The organism is Methylobacterium haplocladii (genome assembly GCF_007992175.1).
Classification (GTDB): Bacteria; Pseudomonadota; Alphaproteobacteria; order Rhizobiales; family Beijerinckiaceae; genus Methylobacterium; species Methylobacterium haplocladii.
Genome location: NZ_BJZT01000044.1, coordinates 25,570 through 48,448 on the forward strand (window position 1 = coordinate 25,570; position 22,879 = coordinate 48,448).

21 protein-coding genes and 1 pseudogene are annotated in these 22,879 nt (G+C 67.5%); 18 read left to right on the forward strand and 4 right to left on the reverse strand.

Annotated features, from left to right (window positions below; all coding sequences use genetic code 11):
* Nucleotides 1-81 precede the first annotated feature (81 nt).
* Both MHA02_RS19630 and MHA02_RS19635 read right to left on the reverse strand, forming a co-directional pair.
* Nucleotides 82-732, reverse strand: a complete 651-nt coding sequence (locus MHA02_RS19630) for a hypothetical protein (RefSeq protein WP_147081902.1) — start codon at nucleotides 730-732, stop codon at nucleotides 82-84.
* A 320-nt stretch (nucleotides 733-1,052) separates the two neighbouring features.
* A complete protein-coding gene (locus MHA02_RS19635) occupies nucleotides 1,053-1,385 on the reverse strand; it encodes a hypothetical protein (protein ID WP_147081904.1) in 333 nt (110 codons plus the stop codon).
* Nucleotides 1,386-1,961: 576 nt separating this feature from the next.
* Here MHA02_RS19635 and MHA02_RS19640 point away from each other — a divergent pair.
* The 4 genes from MHA02_RS19640 to MHA02_RS19655 all read left to right on the forward strand — a co-directional run bounded on the left by MHA02_RS19640 (nucleotide 1,962) and on the right by MHA02_RS19655 (nucleotide 5,603).
* Nucleotides 1,962-2,606 carry a hypothetical protein gene (locus MHA02_RS19640; protein ID WP_147081906.1) on the forward strand — a complete coding sequence of 215 codons (645 nt, stop codon included), beginning with the start codon at nucleotides 1,962-1,964 and terminating at the stop codon, nucleotides 2,604-2,606.
* A 267-nt stretch (nucleotides 2,607-2,873) separates the two neighbouring features.
* Nucleotides 2,874-5,018 (forward strand): AAA family ATPase, encoded by a 2,145-nt coding sequence (locus MHA02_RS19645; protein WP_147081908.1) that lies wholly within the window; start codon nucleotides 2,874-2,876, stop codon nucleotides 5,016-5,018.
* The gene (locus MHA02_RS19650) at nucleotides 5,018-5,212 is read left to right on the forward strand and encodes a hypothetical protein (protein WP_147081910.1); all 195 of its coding nucleotides are present in this window, start codon (nucleotides 5,018-5,020) and stop codon (nucleotides 5,210-5,212) included. Before MHA02_RS19645 ends, MHA02_RS19650 begins: the two co-directional genes overlap by 1 nt.
* The gene (locus tag MHA02_RS19655) at nucleotides 5,205-5,603 is read left to right on the forward strand and encodes a DUF6634 family protein (RefSeq protein WP_147081912.1); all 399 of its coding nucleotides are present in this window, start codon (nucleotides 5,205-5,207) and stop codon (nucleotides 5,601-5,603) included. The genes MHA02_RS19650 and MHA02_RS19655 overlap by 8 nt, the downstream gene beginning before the upstream one ends.
* Before the next feature lie 102 nt (nucleotides 5,604-5,705).
* Here the strand turns inward: MHA02_RS19655 and arsH are convergent.
* A pseudogene (arsH, locus tag MHA02_RS19660) lies at nucleotides 5,706-6,299 on the reverse strand (arsenical resistance protein ArsH); the annotation flags it as partial.
* A 50-nt stretch (nucleotides 6,300-6,349) separates the two neighbouring features.
* On the opposite strand from arsH, the gene MHA02_RS19665 reads away from it, so the two are divergent.
* The 10 genes from MHA02_RS19665 to MHA02_RS19710 all read left to right on the forward strand — a co-directional run bounded on the left by MHA02_RS19665 (nucleotide 6,350) and on the right by MHA02_RS19710 (nucleotide 16,023).
* Complete coding sequence (locus MHA02_RS19665; RefSeq protein WP_147081914.1) at nucleotides 6,350-6,709, forward strand: ArsR/SmtB family transcription factor; 360 nt, start codon at nucleotides 6,350-6,352, stop codon at nucleotides 6,707-6,709.
* Nucleotides 6,702-7,229 carry an arsenate reductase ArsC gene (locus MHA02_RS19670; protein ID WP_147081916.1) on the forward strand — a complete coding sequence of 176 codons (528 nt, stop codon included), beginning with the start codon at nucleotides 6,702-6,704 and terminating at the stop codon, nucleotides 7,227-7,229. Before MHA02_RS19665 ends, MHA02_RS19670 begins: the two co-directional genes overlap by 8 nt.
* On the forward strand, nucleotides 7,229-7,654 hold the full coding sequence (gene arsC, locus MHA02_RS19675; protein ID WP_147081917.1) for an arsenate reductase (glutaredoxin): 426 nt from the start codon (nucleotides 7,229-7,231) through the stop codon (nucleotides 7,652-7,654). The genes MHA02_RS19670 and arsC overlap by 1 nt, the downstream gene beginning before the upstream one ends.
* 9 nt (nucleotides 7,655-7,663) lie before the next feature.
* Nucleotides 7,664-8,728: an ACR3 family arsenite efflux transporter gene (gene arsB, locus MHA02_RS19680; RefSeq protein WP_147081919.1), complete on the forward strand. Its 1,065-nt coding sequence runs from the start codon at nucleotides 7,664-7,666 to the stop codon at nucleotides 8,726-8,728.
* Entirely contained in the window at nucleotides 8,718-9,896 is a 1,179-nt protein-coding gene (locus MHA02_RS19685; protein ID WP_147081921.1) for an MFS transporter, read from the forward strand. Before arsB ends, MHA02_RS19685 begins: the two co-directional genes overlap by 11 nt.
* A 137-nt stretch (nucleotides 9,897-10,033) precedes the next feature.
* Nucleotides 10,034-10,426 (forward strand): hypothetical protein, encoded by a 393-nt coding sequence (locus tag MHA02_RS19690; protein WP_147081923.1) that lies wholly within the window; start codon nucleotides 10,034-10,036, stop codon nucleotides 10,424-10,426.
* Nucleotides 10,427-10,507: 81 nt separating this feature from the next.
* Entirely contained in the window at nucleotides 10,508-10,903 is a 396-nt protein-coding gene (locus MHA02_RS19695) for a FixH family protein (protein WP_147081925.1), read from the forward strand.
* Nucleotides 10,900-12,366: an efflux RND transporter periplasmic adaptor subunit gene (locus MHA02_RS19700; RefSeq protein WP_147081927.1), complete on the forward strand. Its 1,467-nt coding sequence runs from the start codon at nucleotides 10,900-10,902 to the stop codon at nucleotides 12,364-12,366. Before MHA02_RS19695 ends, MHA02_RS19700 begins: the two co-directional genes overlap by 4 nt.
* On the forward strand, nucleotides 12,363-15,530 hold the full coding sequence (locus MHA02_RS19705; protein WP_147081929.1) for an efflux RND transporter permease subunit: 3,168 nt from the start codon (nucleotides 12,363-12,365) through the stop codon (nucleotides 15,528-15,530). The genes MHA02_RS19700 and MHA02_RS19705 overlap by 4 nt, the downstream gene beginning before the upstream one ends.
* A 16-nt stretch (nucleotides 15,531-15,546) precedes the next feature.
* Nucleotides 15,547-16,023, forward strand: coding sequence for a DUF411 domain-containing protein (locus tag MHA02_RS19710; protein ID WP_147081931.1), 477 nt, complete (start codon nucleotides 15,547-15,549; stop codon nucleotides 16,021-16,023).
* 93 nt (nucleotides 16,024-16,116) lie between these two features.
* Here MHA02_RS19710 and MHA02_RS19715 read toward each other — a convergent pair whose 3' ends face one another.
* The gene (locus MHA02_RS19715) at nucleotides 16,117-16,806 is read right to left on the reverse strand and encodes a Uma2 family endonuclease (protein ID WP_170249365.1); all 690 of its coding nucleotides are present in this window, start codon (nucleotides 16,804-16,806) and stop codon (nucleotides 16,117-16,119) included.
* Between the two features lie 293 nt (nucleotides 16,807-17,099).
* On the opposite strand from MHA02_RS19715, the gene MHA02_RS19720 reads away from it, so the two are divergent.
* The 4 genes from MHA02_RS19720 (at nucleotide 17,100) to MHA02_RS19735 (ending at nucleotide 22,852) form a co-directional block, all read left to right on the forward strand.
* Nucleotides 17,100-17,315: a heavy-metal-associated domain-containing protein gene (locus tag MHA02_RS19720; RefSeq protein ID WP_147081934.1), complete on the forward strand. Its 216-nt coding sequence runs from the start codon at nucleotides 17,100-17,102 to the stop codon at nucleotides 17,313-17,315.
* A 94-nt stretch (nucleotides 17,316-17,409) separates the two neighbouring features.
* A complete protein-coding gene (locus tag MHA02_RS19725) occupies nucleotides 17,410-17,883 on the forward strand; it encodes a hypothetical protein (protein ID WP_147081936.1) in 474 nt (157 codons plus the stop codon).
* An 88-nt stretch (nucleotides 17,884-17,971) separates the two neighbouring features.
* Nucleotides 17,972-19,693 (forward strand): efflux RND transporter periplasmic adaptor subunit, encoded by a 1,722-nt coding sequence (locus tag MHA02_RS19730; RefSeq protein ID WP_147081938.1) that lies wholly within the window; start codon nucleotides 17,972-17,974, stop codon nucleotides 19,691-19,693.
* Between the two features lie 12 nt (nucleotides 19,694-19,705).
* Complete coding sequence (locus MHA02_RS19735) at nucleotides 19,706-22,852, forward strand: efflux RND transporter permease subunit (RefSeq protein ID WP_147081940.1); 3,147 nt, start codon at nucleotides 19,706-19,708, stop codon at nucleotides 22,850-22,852.
* The last annotated feature ends 27 nt before the right edge of the window (nucleotides 22,853-22,879 follow it).

Below are 22,879 nucleotides of genomic sequence, written 5' to 3' on the forward strand. Positions count from 1 at the left end.
AACGCAAGCTTCGATCGATGCCTTCGATTTACTATGGTTTATAAAGAACTACTACATCTGAACAGATTTTGAAATTCTTGGTCACACAGAGATACTTATACTGTTCTGCGGATTTGCTGCCGCTGCGCTCGCCGGGAGCGGGCGGCTTTGTCCGCGACGGAGGCGTACGGTGATGTCCGGCGACAATGGCGAACGAATTTCGACTTCGGCCTGCCCGGCGCAGATCACGGCGAGAACGATATCGACGCTTTCGGCGGTCTCGGAACGAACGCATTCCATGAGCCGACGCAGCGGAAGGCCTGAGGAATGCTGGTCGAGCAATCCAAGGATGCGGAAGCGGTCTCCGTGTGAGACCGGAGTGTTGCGGCAGGCCCAGATGCCGCGTGCCGTCGAGCATCTGGGCTCGGACAGGACAAAGGATCGTGCGAGCACCATGGTGTCCGTCGCACAGGGCATCGTGAAATCCGACGCCTCCCGGACTGCGATCAATCGGCGGCGCTGGCCGCCGAACCAGACGAACACTTCGAACGGATCCTGACCGCGTTGGCTCGAGGTAGCTTGCTCGATGGCGGCAACGGCCGGGTCCAGCGTGGCCTGGATCAGCAGGTCCCGATGCCACCTTTGGGGATAGGATATGGCCCCGATGGTCTTGCCGGATCGAAATCCAGGACGTTCGGTCGGCCGCGACGCGTGGGCATCGTTTTCGGCCGCAGATACGCTCTGTGGTGACATGGTCTCGACTCCACCTTCACAGGGCGATCGAAACCTCGAACCGGAAGGTGGCGGCTCGGAAGTCGGCTAGCAGGATGCGGTTTGCGGCATGTTCGGGATTTCCGGCAGGTCGTAGTCGTGGACCTCGTTCCGACGTCGGCGCTACCGATCGATAGCAGATGAGCATCCGCAGAAAAGGCCAAAACGGCCTTCTTGTCTTCTTTTGTTAGCCAAACTGCGGAAAGCAAGGATTACGATGATATCTTGCAGATAATCGAAAATTCTTGACCTGAGATTATTCTTGATATGACTCCGCGCGCGCCGACAGACTTCTGGGAAACTCAGGACGACGTGCTGCGACTGGCAGCGGTCGCCAGCCAGGCCTGGATGCTCCGCACGAACGCTTCCCGACGCTCGGGGCCGGCGGCCCCAGCCAGTCGATCGAGCTCGCCGAGCACGGCGCGACGGAACGCATCCGGCCCGGGATCTCGATGCGGGGCATCGAACGGCCTTTCCACCAGCATCATCAGATCGAGCAGGCGTTCGATCTCCGGCGGAGGTCCCGAGGCCGCCCAGTTATGGATCGTGCGGAGAGCGAAGCCGTGCTCCTCCGCAAAGCCGATCTGGGTTCGGCCGAGCAGTTTCAGTCTGGCCTTGAAGCTCGGCCCGTCCATGATTGGCAGTCGGATGTCAGGCCAACGAGTTCGTTGCCCATAGCATGGCATTGCAGCCCCGCTTCTTCCAGTGATCCGTTCCTTCGGTGTCGCGGTCGGCGATCTCCGTCGTTCCTTCGCAACCCCCGCGAGGCAGAACCAGGATTATGGAAATTGTCCGAAGAACCACCACGGAGGAAGCCATAAACTTCTGAGAAGAAACGCTTTTGCGATTTTCGTCGCTTTCCGCAAGCATGATGATTCGACCTATCGGAGGCCAGGATCATGCTGGACGGGGATGCAGGATATCCGGACGACGTTTTCGCCGCGAAGCCGGGCGCTCGCGCGAGCGCGAATGCGTCAGCCGGCGCATTCGATCGGCCGGTCACCTTCACCGAGATGTGCATTCTGGCCGGCGTCCGGAGTTCGCTCGCTTCGCGGCAGGTCTGGAATGCGCTCTGCGCCGCGGCGGTCAGAGGCGAAGTCCCCAGCTTGAGCAGCGTTCCGGTCCGGATGATCGCCTACGCCAGCGACGGCGACCGCTTCCGGATCCATGGCGAGGACGCCTTCAAGGTCGTCGAGCCCTTCGGTTCGCTTGTGCGGCAGGTCGAGAAGCGTTCAGCTCGGGAATACGAGCGCTTCGACTCCGAAACCCATGGTGACTGGCTCGGGCGCCGTGCGGTGGCCGACGCGCTCGGCGACGGGATGACGGACGAACTATTGGCCGATGTCTGGTTCAAGCTCGGCGACGACATACGGAATGGACGGCGAAGCCGGATCGGCGTCGCGGCAATCCGCACGAAGCTCCTCGTGCATCATGGCGATCGCACCAGGGTCTTCGTCCATCGGAACGATCTCGGAAAGCTCGACTGGCGAAACTATGTGGGCGACCGTCGCTTCATGTCGCCCCGCCAGGTCGTGGACCACTTCCGGGAGCGCGATCTCTGGCTGGGGATCGTCGCGGACTGGCTCATGCCGAGCGTCAAGCGCCACTGCGAGCTGACCGGTCGCCTCGTCATGCAAGGCGTCCCGCTCGGACAGGTCGTCGTTCCCACGCGCCAAGGCTTGCGGATGCGCATGCCGGCGGCATCGCTCCAGACGGTCGAAAGCCTCGTACTCCAAGCGAGCGAGCGCCGCATCGCCAGGGATATCGCTCGCGTGACGAGGGAGGACGCGGATTCCTATCTGGTCTCCGATCACGAGCTTGAACGTCCAAGCACCATCTCAATGGTTCCGGCATGATGGGCCGCCCGTTTGCAGCGGCGTGATGGAGGCGCCTTTCGAGCAACCAGTGCTGAAGACGACCGTGTGGGACGTCTGTGGACGAGCATCGATCCAACTAGCATAAGTTCCTGCTTTGTTCTATTTCGCATACATCGCCTATGAAGCAGGCGATCTCCCGAAGGCGGCGTCCGCGGAGTGCTCGATCCGATCGAGCCGGCCACGTCGATCATCCGATCCAGCCATTCCGCTGACGGCCGTGCCCAGTCCGGCCGGGGGAGACGCTTTATGTTCGACAGCCCAATCTCCAAGACGATCGACGTTCCTGCTGGAGAAGCGCCGGCAGCTGCCTCGACCGATCAACTCGCGCGCGCTTTTCTCAAGGCGCTTGCCCAGAAGGAGCGCGAGCGTTGGAAGCACGGGGCCAAGGAAGCCTCCAACGCCTCATTCGTCGACGACGATGACCCGGTCGAGAAGATCATCGCTCAGGACGAGCCCGACAGGCAGGCGCAGCACGTTCCGGTCCCTCCGGGCCGTGCGCTGACCGCCGTCCTGGTCGCTCGCGCCATCGAAGCGGATTCGGATGTTCTTCGCCGGCTGCGCCGCGAAAACCCGGTCGTCGTCATCGCCACCCACATGCCGGAACTGATCGATGCGACGCGCTACGTGGTCGAGAAATGCGCTCTTCCGACCGACACCTTCGTCAAGGACTTGAACGGTTCGAAGTACCATGACCTCAGACGCAGTGAGGTCGGTCTCGTCGTCCGGGACGGGTCCGGCAGGGAGCATAATCCCGACACCGGCAACGCTGCCATCGGCGCCGCGCTTCACGCCGGAGCCGCGCTCATCGGGATCGCTCCAGATCCGAAGCGTCAATTGCCGAGGGACCTCCTGCGCTCGGCGGAACATCGCCTCGTTCTGCCGCCTATCGATCATGGCGCGATCGCGCTGATGGTCGAGGCCGTCACGGGCGGCGTCCCGACGCGTCGGCTCGATGACGCGCTGCTCCGGACCCTGGACATCGGCGATCTTCCGGTCGCGCTCCGCAATGTGCGTTCCGCAGACGATGGCATCGACGCGATCGCGCGCGTCCTGTCGCAGAAGGCCGACTACCTCGAGTCCGGCCCCTCGCTCGACGAACTGCATGGCTACGGGGCAGCCCGGGATTGGGGCCTGGCTCTCGCACAAGACCTAAACGACTATCGCGCCGGCCGCATCGATTGGTCCGATATCGACAACCGCGGACTTCTCCTGTCGGGTCCGCCCGGTGTTGGGAAGACGAGCTTCGCCAAGGCGCTGGCGAAAAGCGCCCGCGTCCCGCTCGTCGCGACCAGCGTCGCGGAGTGGAATAGCGCCAACTACATGAGCGGAACCCTTCAGGCGATCCGGGAGGCCTTTTCTCGCGCGCGGGCGCAGGCGCCCTGCCTGCTCTTCATCGACGAGCTCGATGGGATCTCGGACAGAACGCAGATCCGGGGGGAATACGTCCAGTACTGGACGCAGATCGTGAACCTCTTCCTCGAATTGCTCGCCGGCGTCGAGGAACGTCCCGGGGTCGTGGTCGTCGCCGCGACGAACCATCCCGATCGGATCGATGCCGCCGTCAAAAGGGCCGGTCGCCTCGACCGCGAGATCGCGATCGAGAAGCCCGACGTCGCCACGCTCGATCGGATCTTCCGCCATCACCTTGGGGCGGAGACGTTGCCGGACATCTCGCTGGCTCCAGTCGCGCTCGCCGCCCGCGGCCGCACTGGGGCCGATGTCGAAAGCTTCGTCCGCCGTGCACGCGGCCGGGCTCGCCGCGGCGGCCGCGAACTCCTCCTGGCCGACCTAATGGCCGAGGTCCGGGACGACGCTCCGCAACTGTCTTCCGACGACCGTCGCCGGATCGCCATCCACGAGGCGGGCCACGCGGTCGCATGCCGGGCGCTCGGCTTCCATGACGCGATCGTCGACGTGTCGTTGAGCGATGCAGGCGGCCTGCTCGTCATGACGCAGCAGATCACCGGCTGTTCGACGCTACCCCAGCTCGAAGCGATGCTCACGGTGATTCTGTCCGGTCGCGCGGCCGAACGGATCTGCCTCGGCGAGGCTTCGATCGGCGCCGGAGGACGCGCGAACTCCGACCTGGAGCGTGCGACGACGATCGCCCGGGATATCGAGGCAAGGTATGGGCTCGGCGCCTTGGGTCCGGTCCTTGTCGACGTCTCCGCCACCGACCTGCTCATTCCCAACGGGCTACTCGAGCAGGTGGCGAAGCGACTGCGGGCGGCCGAGGAGCGCGCCCGCGTGCTCCTCGAGGACCATCGGAAGCAGGTGGAGGCAATCGCAGCAGCTCTCGAAGCCGAGGGCTATCTGGCCGGTGCCGAGATCGAACGGCTTCTGGCTACTGCCGCTTCGCCGAGCACTCCCAATTCGGAAGGGAGGCGGTGATGTTCGCAATCCCTCCGGAGGGCCCCGAACTCGGCGAGCTGCAGCCGCTCGCCGAAGCGATCGACGAACTCTGCGAGATCCTCGGCGGCGAGCGGGAGCTCGTCATCGAGGGCTTGGCGGAGATCATCCGTCGCCGTGCCGCTTTCGAAGTCGCACGGCGGCAGGTCGAGATGGGAGGCGGTCGCGATGCCTGACCCCATCCTACTTCTCGCCTCGGAGATCGGCTCCAAACTGCTCATCGATGACGAATACCTGCGGCCAGGGTTCTTCGATCCCGGGTCTCCCATGGAGAAGGAGCCGCTCGCGTCGGAGATGCTGGCGATCGCCGAGGGCCGCGAACCCACACAGGACGGCCTCGCCGGCGCGCCGATCCTCGACGACTGGTGGCAGGTCGCGCATCCGCTCTGGGGGTACGTCGTGCTGCTTGGCCGAGTGACGGGCCATCCGTTGCTCGGCAACGCCAACATCCACACGAGCGCCCTCCGAGCCATCGCCCTCGATCTCACATGGGCGCGCACGACGTCGCGGCTCTATCGACTCGGCATTCCGCGCCTCGCAGGATCGCCGCCGAGCACCACATGCTAGGCCGAACACACGGGGTTCACTTCCACGATCGAACGGTGAAGGCATGACGGACATCCCCTATCGGAGCGCCCTCATCATCGGAGGAGGGTCCGGCATCAGCGGATCCCTGAGCGGCCCCGGCTTCATGCGGCCGGCCTCGTCGAACTCCTTGTAGGCCATCGGCACCGAGGACTGGTTCGGGATCGTGATCATCCGCATCCAGCGCCCGAGGACGCGGAGCGCGTTCACGGCGTTGAAGCTCTGGGATCCGCCTGACACCTGCATCACTGCGAGGGTGCGTCCCTGCGTCGGGCGCACCGAGCCCTCGCTCAAGGGCAGCCAGTCGACTTGGCTCTTCATGACACCGGTTAGGCTGCCGTGCCGCTCGGGGCTGACCCAGATCTGCCCCTCGGACCAGATCGAGAGCTGCCGGAGCTGCTGGACCTTCGGATGGTCGGCCGTAGCGTCGTCCGGCAGCGGCAGCCCGTGCGCATCGTAGATGCGGACCTCGCCGCCCATCGCCTCCAGCAGACGCGCCGCCTCGTAGGCCAGTAAGCGGCTGAACGACCGCTCCCGCAGCGAGCCGTAGAGGATCAGGAAGCGCGGGGCATGGGTGAAGGGCGTCGATGCGTGGACGCGCTCGGCGGTCGGGATTTCGAAGTGGGCCTCGGAGAGGTTCGGCATCCCGTCGACGAAGGGCTGTTGGGGCTTGTCCAAGGCGTCGCCATCCTCTACGTTTCAACAAACATTGAAACAATGGATCAATCATGGACGAACGGCAAGCCGTCGCTGCCTTCGCGGCCCTGGGACAGGAGAACCGGTTCCGGGTCGTGCGCGCGCTGGTCACCGCCGGGCCGGACGGGCTGGCGGCCGGCGTGCTGGCGACCGAGATCGGCGTCTCGGCCACGAACCTGACCTTCCACCTGAAGGAGCTCTCCCACGCTGGGCTCATCCAGTCCCGGCGCGAGGGCAAGTCGATCATCTACAGCGCCGCCTACGAAGGCCTGTCCGACCTCATCGCCTTCCTGATGCGCGATTGCTGCCAGGGCCGGCCCGAGGTCTGCGCCCCGGCGGTCGCCGCCCTGGCCGCCTGCGATTGCCCTCCCGGAGACCTCGCCCATGTCTGATCGCGTCTACAACGTCCTGTTCCTCTGTACCGGCAACTCGGCCCGCTCGATCCTCGCCGAGGCCATGTTGAACAAGGAGGGGCATGGGCGCTTCCGGGCCTTCTCGGCCGGTAGCCAGCCCAAGGGGCAACCTCATCCGCTCGCCCTGCAGATGCTCGCCGAGACCGACTATCCGACCGAGGGCCTGCGTTCGAAGTCCTGGGACGAGTTCGCTACGCCGGATGCCCCGGTCATGGATTTCGTCTTTACCGTATGCGACAACGCGGCCGGCGAGGCCTGCCCCTACTGGCCCGGCCAACCGGTGACCGCGCACTGGGGCATCGAGGATCCCGCCGCCGTCGAGGGCTCGGAGATCGAGAGGAAGACCGCCTTCGTCACCGCCCAGCGGTTCCTCCGCAACCGTATCGCCGCCTTCGTGGCGCTACCCCTCGGCAGCCTCGACATGGTCGCTCTGTCGTCGAAGGTCCGCGAGATCGGCCAGCAGGAAGGCGCCGCGTCGCGCCGCCCGGAGGTCGCGTGATGGACGTCGTGATCTACCACAACCCGGCCTGCGGAACGTCGCGCAACACGCTGGCGATGATCCGCAATGCCGGCCTCGAGCCGCATGTGATCGAGTACCTGAAGACCCCGCCGGCGCGCGCGCTCGTGAAGCAGCTTCTCGCCCGGGGAGGCCTGACGGTGCGCGATGTACTCCGGCAGAAGGGCACGCCCTTTGCCGAGCTCGGCCTCGCGGATCCCGAACTGACCGACGAGCAGCTGCTCGACGCCATCGAGGCCCACCCGATCCTACTCAACCGCCCCATCGTCGTCTCGCCCAAGGGCGTGCGCCTGTGCCGGCCTTCGGAAGCCGTGCTCGATCTCCTGCCCGTCCAGCAGGGCGAGTTCGTGAAGGAGGACGGCGAGCGCGTCGTCGACGAGCACGGCCACCGCGTCGCCACCGCCTAAGGCATCGCCATGTCCCTATTCGAACGCTACCTGACCGTCTGGGTCGGGCTCTGCATCGTGGCCGGCGTCGCCCTCGGCCACGTGATGCCCGGCTTCTTTCAGGCCGTCGGCTCGGCCGAGATCGCGAAGGTGAACCTGCCGGTCGCGCTCCTGATCTGGCTCATGGTCATCCCCATGCTGCTCAAGATCGACTTCGCCGCGCTCGGACAGGTCGGCCGGCACTGGCGCGGCATCGGTGTGACGCTGTTCATCAATTGGGCCGTCAAACCCTTCTCCATGGCCCTGCTAGGCTGGCTGTTCATCGGCTGGCTCTTCCGGCCCTATCTGCCGGCCGACCAGATCGACAGCTACATCGCCGGCCTGATCATCCTGGCGGCCGCGCCCTGCACGGCCATGGTGTTCGTCTGGTCGAACCTTTCCAAGGGCGAGCCCCACTTCACGCTCTCGCAGGTCGCGCTCAACGACGCGATCATGGTGGTGGCCTTCGCGCCGATCGTCGGCCTTCTGCTGGGGCTTTCGGCCATCACCGTCCCTTGGAGCACCCTGGTTCTCTCGGTCGTCCTCTACATCGTCATCCCGGTTATCATCGCGCAGCTCGCGCGCCGCGGTCTCCTCGCGGCCGGCGGACAGGCCGCCCTCGACCGGCTGCTCGGAACGCTCGGCCCGGTCTCGCTCGTCGCGCTGCTGACCACCCTGGTGCTGCTCTTCGGCTTTCAGGGCGAGCAGATCCTGGCCCAGCCGGCGGTGATCGGGCTCCTGGCGGTCCCGATCCTGATCCAGGTCTACCTGAACTCGGGACTGGCCTACCTCCTGAACCGGATTGCCGGCGAGGAGCACTGCGTCGCGGGTCCGTCTGCGTTGATCGGCGCTTCGAACTTCTTCGAACTCGCGGTCGCCGCCGCCATCAGCCTGTTCGGCTTCCATTCCGGGGCGGCGCTCGCCACGGTCGTCGGCGTCCTCGTCGAGGTGCCGGTCATGCTGTCGGTCGTCTGGATCGTGAACCGCAGCAAGGGCTGGTACGAGCGGGGCGCCACCCGCAATGCCGCGCTGAAGACCGTCGCCCGTGACGCCTGACGCCGCCGGCGGTCGGGCGCGCCTGACCGTCATCTCGGCTCTCGGCGTCGTCGAGATCCTCGCCTGGGGCTCGTCCTTCTACCTGCCGGCGGTCGTCGCCGGACCCGTTGCGGCCGATACCGGCTGGCCCCTGGCCTGGGTGGTCGGCGGGCTGTCCATCGGACTCCTCGTAGCGGCCTTCGCATCGCCGCGGGTCGGGGTCGTCATCCAGCAGCGCGGCGGCCGGCCAGTGCTTGCCTGCGCTGCCATCCTGCTGGCTGCAGGTCATGTCGTGCTCGGCCTGGCGCCGGCCCTGCCGATCTACCTCGCCGGCTGGCTCCTGCTCGGTCTCGGCATGGGGTGCGGCCTCTACGATCCCGCCTTCGCCACCCTCGGTCGCCTCTACGGCGCGGAGGCGCGCCCGGCCATCACGACCCTGACGCTCTGGGGCGGATTCGCCAGCACCGTCTGCTGGCCGGTCTCGGCCTTCCTCGTCGAGCATGTCGGGTGGCGCTCCACCAGCTTCGCCTATGCCGGGCTTCACCTTCTCGTGACGCTCCCGCTCGTTCTCGGCCTCGTCCCGAAGGCGCCGGCGCCGGACGATGCCAAGCGCAAGACGAGCCAGGAGATCGAATCTCTGACCTCCCGCGAGCGCCGGGCGTTCCTCCTGATGGCCGGCGTCCTGATCCTGGGCGGCACCGTGATGGCGCTGGTCTCCGTGCACCTGATCACCCTGCTTCAGGCCCGCGGCGTCGCTCTATCTGCGGCGGTCTCCTACGGGGCGCTCATCGGACCGTCGCAAGTCGGGGCCCGCGTTCTGGAGATGGCGAACAAGGGCCGCCATCACCCGCTTTGGACTCTGACCGTGGCCATGACGCTGGTTGCATTCGGGCTGGGCATCCTCGCGGCCGGCGTGCCGCCGGTCGGGGTCGCTCTCGTGCTCTACGGAGCAGGCAATGGCATCTATTCCATCGCCAGGGGCACCGTGCCGCTCGCCCTGTTCGGCCCGGCCCGCTACCCTGAGCTGGTCGGCCGGCTGGCGCGTCCGGGCTTGATCGCCCAAGCGCTCGCTCCGTCGCTTGGCGCACTGGCGCTGGCGTACGGAGGGCCCGACTCCGCGTATGTGTTGCTCGCGGCCCTAGCGATAGCGAATGTCGGGATGGCAATTGCCTTGTGGGGCACCCGCTAGAGCGTCCGATACGCGGCCCATATTGCCTCTTGACCTTCCAACGATGGTAAGCGCTACCTAGGCCGCTCCGGCACCTGTCGGACTGCGATTGAAGCAGCACGCTTCATCCCGATCTCGATCACTGGCATCATGGTTTCGTGACGTTCTGGCTCGCCTTGCGGCGGCTGCTCCCGCTTCTGGCGGTCGTCAGCCTCGCCCTCTCGCCGGTGGCCGCATCCGCGGCCGCGCCGGGAATGCGCACGCTCGTCAGTATGCCGGGTCACATGATGGCGATGCCGGACGGTGAAGCGAGCGGCGCAGCGGCGGCCATGGACGAGATGCCCTGCTGCCCGCCGGACGATCCTGCTGCGCCGGACTGCTCCAAGAACTGCCCTCTCTTGGCTCTCTGCTTCGCGAAGGTTGCGACAGGCCTTCCGACCGGCTTCGGCCTTCCAGCGCGGATCGGCGTCGTGACCGGACCCACCTGGAGCGTGGCAGCCGACTTCGACAGTCTCGCTCAGGCCCCGTCGCCCGAGCCTCCTCGATCCTGAACCCGATGCCGCCGGCGACTTCGCCGGCACGGTGACGCGCGTCCGCGCGTGGCCATCCATCGCGTTCAGGAGACAAGATCCGTGACGAAGAACATATTCGCGCGCGCCATCGCGGCCGCGCTGCTCGGCGCCGTCCTCGCCGGGCCGGCCTCGGCCGACACCAAGGATTACGAGTTCCAGCTCATCCGACAGGAGGCCAAGGTCGGAGAGGCCATGCTCGAAGTCCGCTTGGTCGACAAGCGGACTTCGAAGCCAGTGCCCGACGCCGTGATCTTCGCCAAGCGGATCGACATGGCGCCAGACAGCATGGAGGAGATGACCTCGAAGATCGAGCAGGTCTCTACGGTCGAGCCCGGCGTCTACCGCTTCAAGGCGAAGCTCACCATGGCCGGCGGCTGGCGGCTCTCCCTCGGTGCCAAGGTCCAAGGCGAGACCGGCACCGTCGAGGGCAAGCTGGTCCTCAAGGCCGTCAAGTGAGCCGGGCGGCCTGGGCCGTCGGGACCCTCGTCGCGCTCGCGACGGGGGTTTTCGGGTATGGCGCGGGACGGGAAGGCAGTCCCGTTCCGGCGCTCGTCGGGCAGGCGCGGGGCCAGTTCGCGCACTGGCTCCCCGGCAACGCAAACGTTGTGGTCCCGCCGCCCGCGAAGGCGTCCGGCCCGGTGGTCTACTACCAGGACCCGGACGGCAAGCCGGCCTACGCGGCCAACCCTACGTCGACCGCGGACGGACGCGCGTTCCGCGCCGTGCACGCGAGCGAGGATGTGCGCTTCGACGCCGACGAGCCGGAACCAGAGGCGGGCACGGAGGCGTCCGCCGCCACCGGGGCCAAGCGAATCCGCTTCTACCGCAACCCGATGGGTCTGCCGGACACCTCGCCGACACCGAAGAAGGACTCGATGGGGATGGACTACCTCCCCGTCTACGAGGGCGAGGACAGCGACGACGGCACGGTCAGGATCTCCCCCGGAAAACTTCAGCGCACCGGGGTGCGGACGGAGGTCGCCGCGAAGCGCGTGCTGTCGATGCCGATACGCGCGCCGGGCGCCATCGAGGAGGACGAGCGGCGGATATCCGTGATCGCGATGCGCACCGACGCCTTCGTCGAGAAGGTCGAGGGCGTCACCACCGGCGATCACGTCCACAAGGGACAGCCGCTCATGCGCCTGTTCTCGCCCGAGATGAACGCGGCGGCCGCGCAGTACCTGACGGGCATCGGCTACGAGGGTGCCCGGCGTCGCCTGGAGAACCTCGGCATCCCGCCCGAGGTCATCGACGAAATCGAGCGAACCCGGAAGGTGCCGGCGACCATCACCTGGTCGGCGCCCCGCGACGGCGTCGTCGTCGAGCGCAACGTCTCCGACGGCATGCGTGCCAAGTCCGGCGATACCCTGTTCAAGCTCGTGGACCACTCCCGGGTCTGGGTGCTGGTCGACGTGACGGAGCGTGACCTCGCGGCCGTCGCCGAGGGTCAGAGGGCGACCGTGCGCGCCAGGACGTTCCCGGATCGCGCGTTCACCGGAACCGTGACGCGGATCTACCCGCACCTCGCCATGGGCACGCGTACGGCCCGCCTGCGGATCGAGCTGCCCAACCCGAACGGAGACCTGCGCCCGGGGATGTTCGCCGACGTCGACATCGCTACCGGCAGCGACAGGTCGGTGGTCGCCGTGCCGGACGACGCCGTCATCGACACCGGCACGAAACAGGTCGTCCTCGTCGACAAGGGAGACGGTCGCTTCGAACCGCGTCCGGTCCGGCTCGGCACCCGCGGTGATGGCTACGTCGAAATCCGGGACGGCATCGCCGCCGGCGACCGCGTCGTGACCGCGGCCAACTTCCTGATCGACGCCGAGAGCAACCTCAAGGCCGCCCTGCAGGGGCTGTCGGAGCCGAAGCCCGATCCCGGTCCGCAGGCCGCGGCTGAGGGGAAGGCGCCATGATCGCCCGCCTGATCGCCTGGTCGGCCCGGAATCTGGTGCTGATCCTGATCGCGACCGTGTTCGCCGTCGGGGCGGGTGTCTACGCGCTGCGGACCCTGCCGCTCGATGCCATCCCCGACCTCTCGGACGTCCAAACCATCGTCTACACCGAATACCCGGGACAGGCGCCCCAGGTGATCGAGGACCAGGTCACCTACCCGCTGACCACAGCGATGCTGACGGTGCCGAAGTCGAAGGTGGTGCGCGGCTTCTCGTTCTTCGGCGTATCGTTCGTCTACGTCATCTTCGAGGACGGCACCGACCCGTACTGGGCGCGCTCGCGGGTGCTCGAATATCTGAACACGGTGGCCAAGCGCCTGCCGGCGGGCGTGACCCCGACCCTGGGACCAGACGCGACGGGCGTGGGCTGGGTCTACCAGTACGTGATCGTCGCGAAGGAGCGGACCCTCGCCGAGCTCCGCTCGCTCCAGGACTGGGTCGTGCGCTTCGGGGCGTCCCGCGCCGAGGGCGTGGCCGAGGTCGCGGGCGTCGGCGGCTTCGTCAAGCAGTACAACGTCGTGGTCGACCCGAACCGCCTGCGGGCGCAGGGGATCACCCTCTCCAAGCTCCGGGATGCGGTCCGGTCGAGCAACGCCGACGTCGGCGGCCGGACCGTCGAGCTGTCGGAGTTCGAGTTCGTGGTCCGGGGACGGGGCTACCTCAAGAGCGTCGCGGACATCGAGAGCATCGTCCTCAAGACCGAGGCCGGCACGCCGCTTCGGGTCAAGGACGTCGCCCGCGTGGAACTCGGCCCCGACGAGCGCCGGGGCATCACCGAGATGAACGGAGACGGCGAGGTCGCCGGAGGGATCGTCCTCCAGCGGTTCGGGGCCAACGCCCTCGACGTCATCGAGGGTGCCAAGGCCCGGCTCGCCGAGGTCGCGAAAAGCCTACCGTCGGGAACCGAGATCCTGCCGGTCTACGACCGCTCGCATTTGATCGAGGCGGCCATCGAGACGCTCAAGGGCACGCTGATCGAGGAGAGCGTCATCGTCGCCCTCGTCTGCATCGCGTTCCTGCTCCACGTTCGAAGCGCACTGGTCGCGATCCTGATGCTGCCGGTCGGCATCCTGATGGCGTTCGCGGGCATGAAGGCGCTGGGGCTGGGTGCCAACATCATGAGCCTCGGCGGCATCGCCATCGCGGTCGGCGCAATGATCGACGCGGCCATCGTGATGATCGAGAACGCGCACAAGCACCTGGAGCGGGCGCCGCCGGACAAGCCCCGGGTCGACATCCTGATCGAGGCCGCGAGCGAGGTTGGACCGTCGCTGTTCTTCTCGCTCCTGATCATCACCGTGAGCTTCCTGCCGATCTTCACCCTGGAGAGCCAGGAGGGGCGCCTGTTCGGGCCGCTCGCCTTCACCAAGACGTTCGCGATGGCGGCGGCGGCGGTGCTGTCCTTGACCCTCGTCCCCGCCCTGATGGTCCTGTTCGTCCGCGGACGGATCATCCCCGAGCACCGCAACCCGGTGAACAGATTCCTGATCTGGCTCTACCGGCCGCTGATCGCCGGCGTCCTCAGGGCGCGCGTGATCACGATCCTCCTCGCCCTGGGCGTCCTCGCGGCCACGGCGTGGCCGGCGAGCCGGCTGGGGTCGGAGTTCATGCCCGACCTCGACGAGGGCACGCTGATGTACATGCCGACCACGTTGCCCGGCATCTCGGTGACCAAGGCCGGGGACCTGCTCGCGACCCAGGACCGGATCATCAAGTCCTTCCCCGAGGTCGCCTCGGTCTACGGCAAGGCCGGCCGCGCCAGCACCGCCACCGACCCGGCTCCGAGCGAGATGTTCGAGACCATCGTCAACCTCAAGCCGAAGGCGGAGTGGCGGTCCGGCGTGACGGCTGCGAGCCTCAAGGCGGAGCTGGACGCGGCGCTGCAGTTCCCCGGCGTCTCGAATGCCTGGACGCAGCCGATCCGCGCCCGCATCGACATGCTCGCGACCGGTATCCGAACGCCGGTCGGGATCAAGGTGCTGGGCACCGACCTGACGGTGATGGAGAAGGTCGCCCGGGAGGTCGAGGCCGTGGTGAAGGCGGTGCCGGGCACGTCGAGCGCCTATGCCGAACGGGTGCAGGGCGGCTACTTCCTCGACATCACCCCCGACCGCGAGGTCCTGGGCCGGTACGGCCTCACGGTCGGCGACGTCCAGGACGTCATCGCGATGGCGCTGGGCGGCGACAGCGTCACCAACACGGTCGAGGGCCGCGAGCGCTACACAGTCAACGTTCGCTATCCCCGTGCCTTCCGTTCGAACCCGCAATCCATCGCGAGCGAGGTGCAGGTGCCGATCCCGAGCGGGGGCACGGTGCCGCTCGGCGAGGTGGCCAAGGTCCAGTTGAACCGGGGGCCGACCCAGATCCGGACGGAGAATGGGCAGCTCGCGGTCTTCATCTACGTCGACGTCACGGGGCGCGACCTCGGAGGCTACGTCGCCGAGGCGAGGACGGCGGTCGCCAACGAAGTGGCGCTGCCGCAGGGCACGCTCATCCAGTGGAGCGGCCAAGTCGAATACCTCGACCGGGCGACGGCCCGGCTTAGGATCGTGGTCCCCCTGACGCTCCTGATCGTGTTCCTGCTGCTCTACCTGAACTTCCGGCGGCTGACCGAGACGCTCATCGTGATGCTGTCGTTGCCCTTCGCACTGGTCGGCGGCGTCTGGCTGATGTGGTGGATGGGCTTCAACATGTCGGTCGCGGTCGCGGTCGGCTTCATCGCCCTCGCCGGCGTCGCCGCCGAGACCGGTGTGATCATGCTGGTCTACCTCGACCACGCGCTGGCCGAGATCCGCGCCGAGTGCGACCAGGCGGGTCGGCTCCTATCGCGAGACGACCTGCGGCGGGCGATCATGGTCGGTGCCGTCGAGCGGGTTCGGCCGAAGATGATGACCGTGGTCGCCATCATGGCCGGCCTACTCCCGATCCTGTGGAGCACTGGCTCGGGATCGGAGGTCATGCAGCGGATCGCGGTCCCTATGATCGGTGGCATGGTCTCGTCGACGGTGCTCACCCTCGTCGTTATACCGGCCGTCTACGGCCTCGTGAAGGGTTGGAGCCTGCCCGGAGCCGAGATGCCGACCGAATCCGTCGAACACGCCAAATTGCCCCTGGCCGCGGAATGAGAACAGGAGACCGACCATGACAGAGACGACGAATACGTCGCGCCGTGCCGTGGTCCTGGGCCTGGCGGCATCTGTCGCCTTCGGGCGCCATGCCCTGGCGCAAGGGCTGCCCACGGTTGCCGTGACCAAGGACCCCATCTGCGGTTGCTGCGAGAAGTGGGTCGCCCACCTGCGGGAGAGCGGCTTCTCGGTGACGGTGACCGTGGGTCCCGTGAACCCCCTCAAGGTCCGCCTCGGGCTCCCGCGGGACCTCGCCTCCTGCCACACCGCCCAGGTCGGCGGCTACGTCGTCGAGGGTCACGTCCCGGCAGGGGCGATCAAACGCCTGTTGGCGGAAAGGCCCCAGGGCACCGGGTTGGCAGTTCCGGGGATGCCCGCCGGCTCGCCCGGCATGGAGGTCGAGGGCATGGAGCCCGACGCCTACGACGTCGTCCTGTTCGGGCCGGCTGGACGAAGCACCTTCGCGCGATATAGGGGCGGCATCGCACTCTGAGACGTGCCCGAATCCATCATCGGTGGACGACCCGCCATTCCACTCGGCAAGGCCGATCCGCCTTGCCGCTCGAAACCGGCGATACCCATTGGCTCAGCGCATGGTCGGCGTGGAAGGCTCGTCCTCTTCCACGACAAGCTTCGGCACCTGAGGAAACACGACGCCGTCGTATACATCCCTCATGCGGAGGCTGACGCCGACGTTCGGTAGGTCGACTTCCGCGTCGAGGCCCTCGACGGTTCGGTGCGACCAAGAGCCATCCGACGCCCGGGACCACAGCTTGGCCAACGCTTGGTTGGGTTCCACAAGCAGGATGTACTCCATGCCGGTCACCGCCTTGTACTCATCGAGTTTTTCGAAGGCATCGAAATCGCGAGTGCTGGGTGACAGCACTTCCACGACGAGCCTCGGCCCGGCCGCGAGGGTCGAGTTAGGCCTGCGGTTCCCGCAATCGAGCCCGACGTCCGGTCGCCTGATCTGATCGGGTCCCGTTTCGACGGCACCGTCGCCGGTGAACGGGCGGCACCCGGTCCCTCGGGTCTGGCTCTTCAACTCGCTGACGATGTTGACGACGATGTCGTCGTGCACGTTCCTGGCGCCGGCCATCATCTGCGGTCGGCCGCACACCAACTCGTAGAGATGCGGTTGGGTCTCCTGCCAATCGAAGAATTCCTCGATTGTCAGGTGGCGATGGGCAGGCTCAGCCATTTCGATAGCCTCGTGAGATGACCGCAGGATACACCTGGAGGGCGCCACCCCGCAAACGTGGCCCCCACCCTTCATCGTGGACGCGTGGTGGCCCGAGCTCCAGCGCTCCGGGCGATAAGGCGACCTGATCTCGGACCTGCATCTCTGGCGCCTCGGCCCCGGTCCCGTCGGTGCCATCGTCTCCGTGGTGACCGCCCAGGACCGGAATCCCGACTTCCATCGTCGCCTGCTCGGTGGTGTCGGCAACCTCTCGCACCTGACGGTCGAGGTCCGCGACGAGGTCCATCCGTAATCGCCGGGCATGCCCTTGACCTTCCCACTATGGGAAGCCCCATTTCGACATGACGCCACCCCACGGGAGAGCCGTCATGTTCCAGATCAAGGTTGCCAGGATGAACTGCGGCGGTTGCGCCAAGTCGGTCACCCGCGCGATCCAAGCCGTAGACACCGGTGCCACTGTCGCGGTCGACCTCGCCGGCGGGACGGTCGCGATCACCAGCCATGCCGGAACGCCGGCCGGGCGCTTCGTCGACGCCGTTCGTGCCGCCGGCTACGGAGCGGACGCACTGTCCCTCGCGGGATAGACCGCCGGAAACCTGCAACCCATGGCCCGGTCCGAGGATTGCTTTCGTCGATCCGGGCGTTTCTCGCGTCTCGAATTTGGTGTACCCAAGTCTCATGAACCTCGACCGGCAACTTGCGCGCCTGATGGCGGCGATGATCGTGATGATCATCGCCTACGTCTCGCCGTCTGCCGTGCAGGCCCATGAGGGCCATGCCCACCATGGTCACCATCAAGCGGCCGTGGCCGAGGTCGCGACTGTGCCGCCGGTCGTCCATTCGGTGTCGGCACCGGTGGCGTTGACGAGGGTCCCGTCGGCAATCATGCCGGCGGCCGCACCCGAGACCCTCGCGGCTTCCGCCGTCGTCGGATCGATCCAATCCGACGAGCAAGGCAAGGGATGCTGCTCCGGCCCGTGCAAGGGAACCTGCTGCGGGACGATGTCCTGCTGCGCTTCCGCCATGCTGACAGGCCCCGTTTCCCTGCCGACGCCGGCTTTCGCGCGCGTCGTCCTGGTTCCGTACGACGTCGCTGGTCTTCCCGGCGTCGGTCCCGAGGCTCTGCCCAGGCCCCCCCGAACCCTCGCGTAACGAACGGCGCGCCCGAGGCGCGCAACGGTCGGATTCCGTCTGCCTGTCCAGACGCGCGTCCGATGTTCGAACGTGAGGAAGTCCCACAATGTCGTCTCGATTTGCCGCCGCCCTCGGCGCGGTGGCGCTGGCTGCCGCCGTGTTGGCGGGGTCCGCCCATGCCCATGACGGGCATGACCATGGCGCAGCCCCGCCGCCCGTCTCCAAATCCATCGCCCCACGGGGCGAGGCCGCCTCGGAGGCGCTCGAACTGACCGCCATCCCGCGGGACGGGACGGTCGCGTTCTATCTCGACCGCTTCCGCACGAACGAACCCGTCAAGGGCGCAGTCGTAGAGGTCGAGACGCCTGAAGGTCCGAGGACCGCGACGGAGACGGAAGAGGCCGCCTACGTCCTGAACGCGCCCTGGATGACCAAGCCGGGCCCGCACGACCTCCTCGTGACCGTGACGGCCGGCGCCGTGGTCGACGTCCTGACCGTCTCCGTGACGGTTCCCGACACGAAGGCTCCGGCTCCGACGGCTTCCTCAGCTACGCCGTCCGCGATGGCGAGGGCATCCGACCTGGTCACCGAACTGAAGACCCGCGGCGTCGCCAGGGACCCGGTCCTGATGCTGGCCTCGGGAGGGGCGTTCCTGCTCGGGATGCTCCTGACTGTGGCGATGCGCGGCCGGCGCCGAGTGCCCGCCGTCGTCCTGACCGCCGTGTTGGTCACGCTGGTGCTGGGCGGGGCCGCCTTCGCCCATGGCGACGAGGACCATGGAGCACCCGTCCAGGGCTCCGCCCTGATCGAGCCGGCGCAACCGGCGTCGGACCTCGCGCAGAGGCTTCCCGATGGCTCGGTGTTCGTGCCCAAGCCCACGCAGCGCCTGCTGGTCTTGCGAACGACGATGACCGAGAAGGCGACCTTCCATCGGACGGTCGAGCTGCCGGGTCGGGTCATCCCGGACCCGAACGCCAGCGGCGTCGTCCAGTCCTCGGTCGGCGGCCGCCTCTCGCCGCCGCCGTCCGGCCTGTTCCCGCGCCTCGGCACCCGGGTGCGCAAGGGCGACGTGCTCGCCTTCGTCACGCCCCCCGTCCAGGCCGTGGACGTCTCCGACATGCGCCAGACCCAGGGCGACCTCGATCAGCAGACCTCCATCGTCGAGCGTCGGGTCGACCGCTTCCGCAAGCTCGCCGTCACCGGTGCCGTCGCCCAGACCCAGCTCGACGACGCGCTCGCCGAGCTCAAGGGCCTCCAGGACCGCCGCGCCTCCCTCGACAGGATCCGGCAACAGCCGGAACCCCTGTCGGCGCCCGTCGACGGCGTGATCGCGCAGGCCTCGGCCGTGGCCGGGCAGATGGCCTCGCCGGGGGCGATGGTCTTCCAGATCGTCGACCCGACCCGCCTCTGGGTCGAGGCCCTGAGCTTCGACGCCCTGACCCCGGCCGGGAACGCGACGGCCCGCTTCGCCGATGGGCGCACCCTGTCCCTCGTGTATCAGGGGGCCGGCCTCGCCGACCGCAACCAAGCCATCCCGGTCCAGTTCGCGGTGAAGGGCGACACCTCCGGCCTGCGCGTCGGGCAGTTCCTCACCGTGCTCGCCGGCACCGACGCCGAGCAGTCGGGCCTCGCCCTGCCGCGCGCCGCCGTGGTCCGGTCCGGCAACGGGCAGGCCATCGTCTACGAGCACGTCGCCGCCGAACGCTTCGAGCCCCGTCAGGTCCGGGTCGAGCCCCTCGACGGCGCGAACGTGCTCGTCGCCGAGGGGGTCGGCGCGGGAAGGCGCATCGTCACCGAGGGCGCCGAGCTCCTCGATCAGGTCCGGTGAGGGGGTACGCCCATGTTCAACGTCCTCGTCACGCAGTCCCTGCGCAACCGGCTCATCGTCCTCGCGGTCGCCGCCGTCTTGGTCCTGTACGGGGCCTTCACGGCGACCAGGCTTCCGGTCGACGTCTTTCCCGACCTCAACAAACCGACGGTCACCATCATGACCGAGGCGGAGGGATACGCCCCGCCGGAGGTCGAGCAACTCGTCACCTACCCCATCGAGACCCGCATGAACGGGCTGCCGGGCGTGAGCCGGGTCCGGTCGGTCTCGGGCGTCGGCCTATCGATCGTCTACGTCGAGTTCGACTGGGGCACCGACATCTATCGGAACCGGCAGCAGATCGCCGAACGCCTGACCCTGGTCCGTGACCAGCTTCCGCCGAACGTCACCCCCCAGATGGGTCCGATCTCGTCGATCATGGGCCAGATCCTGCTGGTGGCGGTCACCAGCGACACGGCCTCTCCGATGGAGATCCGCGAGGCGGCCGACTTCGTCCTGCGGCCCCGCCTGCTCACCATCCCCGGCGTCGCCCAGGTCATCCCCATCGGTGGCGAGGTGCGCCAGTTCCGGGTCAGCCCCAACGTCGCGGCGATGCGCGCCCTCGGCGTGACCAACGCCCAGATGGAAGGGTCGCTTGCCCAGTTCGGCACCAACGCCGGCGGCGGCTTCACCGACCAGTACGCCCGCGAGTACCTGATCAGGAACATCGGCCGGACCATGAGCCTCGACGACCTGCGCAGCGTCGTGGTCGCCAACGTCGGCGACGCGCCGGTCTACCTTCGCCAGGTCGCCGATGTGTCCTTCGCTCCGAAGGTGAAGCGCGGCGACGGCGGCTACATGGGCAAGCCCGCCGTCATCGTCTCCGTCGAGAAGCAGCCGGACGTCGACACGGTCCAGCTCACCCGCGAGATCGAGACGGCCCTGAAGGAGGTCACGTCGACCCTGCCGAACGGGATCAAGGCCGACCAGGTCCTCTTTCGCCAGGCCAACTTCATCGAGACCTCCATCTCGAACGTCGAGCGCGTGCTAATGGAGGCCATCGTGGTGGTGGCCATCGTCCTGTTCGCGTTCCTCCTAAACGTGCGCACCACGGTCATCTCGTTGACCGCCATCCCGGTCTCGATCCTCGCCACCGCGGTCGCCTTCCACTTCGCCGGGCTGTCGATCAACACGATGACCCTCGGCGGTCTCGCCATCGCCATCGGAGAGCTCGTCGACGACGCGGTCGTCGACGTCGAGAACATCTTCCGGCGGCTCGGCGAGAACCGGGCGGCCGGCTCGCCGAGATCCACCTTCGACGTGGTGGTGGCGGCGTCGTCCGAGGTGCGCTCCGGCATCGTCTACGCGACGATGATCATCGTGCTGGTATTCGTGCCGCTGTTCGCCCTGTCGGGCATCGAGGGACGGCTCTTCGCGCCCCTGGGGCAAGCCTACATCATCTCGATCCTGGCGAGCCTCCTGGTGTCGGTGACCCTTACGCCGGTGCTGGCCTACTACCTGCTGCCCGGCCTCAGGAACCTGTCCGAGCACGACAGCGCCCTGCTGCGCTGGCTCAAGCGCGGCAACGCCCGGCTGCTCGGCGTCGCCTTCCGGCACCAGCGGGTGCTGGTCGCCACCGTCGCCGTCGCCGTGGTCGCGGCCGGCATCGCGGCCTGGAACCTGCCGCGGGCCTTCCTACCGCCGTTCAACGAGGGTTCGTTCACCGTCAACACGACCTTCAACCCCGGCATCTCGCTCTCCGAGAGCAACCGGGTCGGCCTCATCGCCGAGAAGCTGCTCCTCCAGATCCCCGAGGTCGCTTCGGTCGGGCGCCGCACCGGCCGGGCCGAGCTCGACGAGCACGCCGAGGGCGTCCACTCCTCGGAGATCGAGGTCGCGCTCAAGGGGACCGGCCGCGGCAAAGACGCGGTGGTCGCCGACATCCGCCAACGCCTCTCGGCGCTGCCGCTCTCGGTCAACGTCGGCCAGCCGATCTCGCATCGCCTCGACCACATGCTGTCCGGGGTCCGGGCCGAGCTCGCGCTGAAGATCTTCGGTGAGGACCTCGACGCGCTGCGGACCGTGGCCAACGATCTGCGGGATCGGATGGCCAAGATCCCCGGTCTCGCCGACCTCCAGGTCGAGAAGCAGGTCCGCATCCCGCAACTGGAGATCCGGGTCGACTACACACGGGCCGCCCTCTACGGGGTCCAGCCCTCGGCCGTGATCGAGCAGCTCAGTCGCCTCTCGAACGGTCGCGTCGTCTCGACCGTGGCCGACGGCTACAAGCGCTTCGACGTCGTCCTGCGGCTGCCCGAGCGCCAGCGCACGACGCAAGGGCTCAAGGACCTGCTGATCGAGACGCCCTCGGGTTGGGTGCCGGCGCGCCAGGTGGCCGATATCCGCGAGACCGACGGTCCGAACCAGATCCTGCGCGAGAACAGCCGGCGCCGGCTCGTCGTGCAGGCCAACACCAACGGCCAAAGCGACATGGCCACCATCGTGGCGGCCATCCGCAAGGAGGTGTCGGACGCCAAGCTCCCGCCGGGCTTCTTCGCCAGCCTAGAGGGGACCTTCCAGGCGCAGGAGGAGGCGAGCCGGACCATCGCGGCCCTGTCCGGGCTCTCGCTCGCCCTGGTCTTCGCCATCCTCTACAGCCGCTACCGCTCGGCCGTGCTGGCGCTCATCATCATGGGCAACGTGCCGCTCGCCCTGATCGGCAGCGTCCTCGCCTTGTGGCTGGTGGGGCAGCCGCTGTCGGTGGCTTCGATGATCGGCTTCATCACGCTGACCGGCATCAGCGCGCGCAACGGCATCCTCAAGATCAGCCACTACCTGAACCTGTCGCTGCACGATGGGCTCCCGTTCGGTCGCGACCTCGTCGTGCGCGGCAGCCTGGAGCGGCTGACCCCGGTGCTGATGACGGCGCTCTCGGCCGGCGTCGCCCTGGTGCCGCTGCTGATCGACGCCGCCACCCCCGGCAAGGAGATCCTGCACCCGGTCGCGGTGACGATCTTCGGCGGGCTCATCAGCGCCACCCTCCTCGACACGGTCCTGACCCCGGTCCTGTTCCTGCGGTTCGGTAGGGCTCCGCTGGATCGCCTACGCGCCGCACAGGGCGAAACCCCCGACGCCCCTCGTCCCGACGGCGCCAAGCCGCGTCCGGTCGAGGCGTTCTGAACCCACCCCCGAAAACGGAGAAAACCG

Excerpts from the sequence above, each read along its gene's own strand:
- MHA02_RS19630 (WP_147081902.1), bottom strand. The coding sequence starts at position 732 with ATGTCACCACAGAGCGTATCTGCGGCCGAAAACGATGCCCACGCGTCG.
- MHA02_RS19635 (WP_147081904.1), bottom strand. The coding sequence starts at position 1,385 with ATGGACGGGCCGAGCTTCAAGGCCAGACTGAAACTGCTCGGCCGAACC.
- MHA02_RS19645 (WP_147081908.1), top strand. The coding sequence starts at position 2,874 with ATGTTCGACAGCCCAATCTCCAAGACGATCGACGTTCCTGCTGGAGAA.
- MHA02_RS19650 (WP_147081910.1), top strand. The coding sequence starts at position 5,018 with ATGTTCGCAATCCCTCCGGAGGGCCCCGAACTCGGCGAGCTGCAGCCG.
- MHA02_RS19655 (WP_147081912.1), top strand. The coding sequence starts at position 5,205 with ATGCCTGACCCCATCCTACTTCTCGCCTCGGAGATCGGCTCCAAACTG.
- MHA02_RS19665 (WP_147081914.1), top strand. The coding sequence starts at position 6,350 with ATGGACGAACGGCAAGCCGTCGCTGCCTTCGCGGCCCTGGGACAGGAG.
- MHA02_RS19670 (WP_147081916.1), top strand. The coding sequence starts at position 6,702 with ATGTCTGATCGCGTCTACAACGTCCTGTTCCTCTGTACCGGCAACTCG.
- arsC (WP_147081917.1), top strand. The coding sequence starts at position 7,229 with ATGGACGTCGTGATCTACCACAACCCGGCCTGCGGAACGTCGCGCAAC.
- arsB (WP_147081919.1), top strand. The coding sequence starts at position 7,664 with ATGTCCCTATTCGAACGCTACCTGACCGTCTGGGTCGGGCTCTGCATC.
- MHA02_RS19705 (WP_147081929.1), top strand. The coding sequence starts at position 12,363 with ATGATCGCCCGCCTGATCGCCTGGTCGGCCCGGAATCTGGTGCTGATC.
- MHA02_RS19710 (WP_147081931.1), top strand. The coding sequence starts at position 15,547 with ATGACAGAGACGACGAATACGTCGCGCCGTGCCGTGGTCCTGGGCCTG.
- MHA02_RS19715 (WP_170249365.1), bottom strand. The coding sequence starts at position 16,806 with ATGAAGGGTGGGGGCCACGTTTGCGGGGTGGCGCCCTCCAGGTGTATC.
- MHA02_RS19720 (WP_147081934.1), top strand. The coding sequence starts at position 17,100 with ATGTTCCAGATCAAGGTTGCCAGGATGAACTGCGGCGGTTGCGCCAAG.
- MHA02_RS19725 (WP_147081936.1), top strand. The coding sequence starts at position 17,410 with ATGAACCTCGACCGGCAACTTGCGCGCCTGATGGCGGCGATGATCGTG.
- MHA02_RS19730 (WP_147081938.1), top strand. The coding sequence starts at position 17,972 with ATGTCGTCTCGATTTGCCGCCGCCCTCGGCGCGGTGGCGCTGGCTGCC.
- MHA02_RS19735 (WP_147081940.1), top strand. The coding sequence starts at position 19,706 with ATGTTCAACGTCCTCGTCACGCAGTCCCTGCGCAACCGGCTCATCGTC.